We start from the raw sequence: 1,769 nt of genomic DNA, 5'->3' as shown, positions 1-1,769 counted from the left end.
TTTGTGTGGGGTGTGTTTGTAGGTGTTGTTGTAAGTGTTTTAGGGCGTTCGGTGGATGCCTTGGTACCAGGAGCCGATGAAGGACGTGGTAGGCCGCGATAGTCCTCGGGGAGTTGTCAAACGAGCTGTGATCCGAGGGTGTCCGAATGGGGAAACCCAGCACGAGTGATGTCGTGTTACCACCAGCTGAATGTATAGGCTGTGTGGGGGGAACGTGGGGAAGTGAAACATCTCAGTACCCATAGGAAGAGAAAACAATTGTGATTCCGTGAGTAGTGGCGAGCGAAAGCGGAGGAGGCTAAACCATGCGCATGTGATACCGGGTAGGGGTTGTGTGTGTGGTGTTGTGGGGTTCATCTTCTCCGATCTACCTGTCGGGGCGTGAGTGATAAATGCTGCATGTTAGGTGAAGTGGCCTGGAATGGTCTGCCGTAGACGGTGAGAGTCCGGTAGCTGAAAACGTGTGGTCTTGCGTGATGGGTGCCCAAGTAGCAGCGGGCTCGTGGAATCTGCTGTGAATCTGCCGGGACCACCCGGTAAGCCTGAATACTTCCTGGTGACCGATAGCGGACAAGTACCGTGAGGGAAAGGTGAAAAGTACCCCGGGAGGGGAGTGAAATAGTACCTGAAACCGGACGCTTACAATCCGTCAAAGCCTGCGAATCATTTGGTTGGTTGTGGGTGATGGCGTGCCTTTTGAAGAATGAGCCTGCGAGTTAGTGCTCGGTGGCAAGGTTAACCCGTGTGGGGTAGCCGTAGCGAAAGCGAGTCTGAATAGGGCGTGGAGTCGCCGGGTCTAGACCCGAAGCGGAGTGATCTACCCATGGCCAGGGTGAAGCGTCGGTAAGACGTCGTGGAGGCCCGAACCCACTTCAGTTGAAAATGGAGGGGATGAGTTGTGGGTAGGGGTGAAAGGCCAATCAAACTCCGTGATAGCTGGTTCTCCCCGAAATGCATTTAGGTGCAGCGTTCTGTGTTTCTTACCGGAGGTAGAGCTACTGGATGGCCGATGGGCCCTACTAGGTTACTGACGTCAGCCAAACTCCGAATGCCGGTAAGTGAGAGCAGGGCAGTGAGACTGCGGGCGATAAGGTTCGTAGTCGAGAGGGAAACAGCCCAGATCGCCGGCTAAGGCCCCTAAGCGTGTACTAAGTGGAAAAGGATGTGGGGTCGCGAAGACAACCAGGAGGTTGGCTTAGAAGCAGCCACCCTTGAAAGAGTGCGTAATAGCTCACTGGTCAAGTGATCCTGCGCCGACAATGTAGCGGGGCTCAAGTACACCGCCGAAGCCGCGGCACTCACATAAGCCCGCCCATGATCTACGGGTTGTGGGCTAGGTGTGTGGGTGGGTAGGGGAGCGTCCTGCATCCGTGGAAGCGCCCGTGTGAACGAGGTGTGGAGGGTGTGGGAGTGAGAATGCAGGCATGAGTAGCGAAAGCAGAGTGAGAAACTCTGCCGCCGAATGACCAAGGGTTCCTGGGCCAGGCTAATCCGCCCAGGGTGAGTCGGGACCTAAGGCGAGGCCGACAGGCGTAGTCGATGGACAACGGGTTGATATTCCCGTACCCGTGTATCCGCGCCCATGCTGAATCAGTTGTACTAACTGTCCAGATCCTCCGAGAAGACCTTCGGGTCTCGAGTGGGGTGATGCACAGGACCTTGGCTGGTAGTAGGCAAGCGATGGGGTGACGCAGGAAGGTAGTGGTGCCAGGCGATGGTTGTCCTGGTGTAAGCCTGTAGGACGAAACATAGGTAAATCCGTGTTTCAT

At 55.9% G+C, this 1,769-nt stretch carries 1 rRNA gene; it reads left to right on the top strand.

Annotation, left to right across the window (positions count from 1 at the left end):
* Positions 1-28: 28 nt before the first annotated feature.
* A 23S ribosomal RNA gene (locus ACRVY7_RS22560) occupies positions 29-1,769 on the top strand; the annotation flags it as partial.

Source organism: Gordonia jacobaea, from assembly GCF_965344965.1.
GTDB classification, from domain to species: Bacteria; Actinomycetota; Actinomycetes; order Mycobacteriales; family Mycobacteriaceae; genus Gordonia; species Gordonia jacobaea.
The sequence above is the reverse complement of the archived record's forward strand: the minus strand, read 5'-3'. Positions and strand labels throughout refer to the sequence as shown.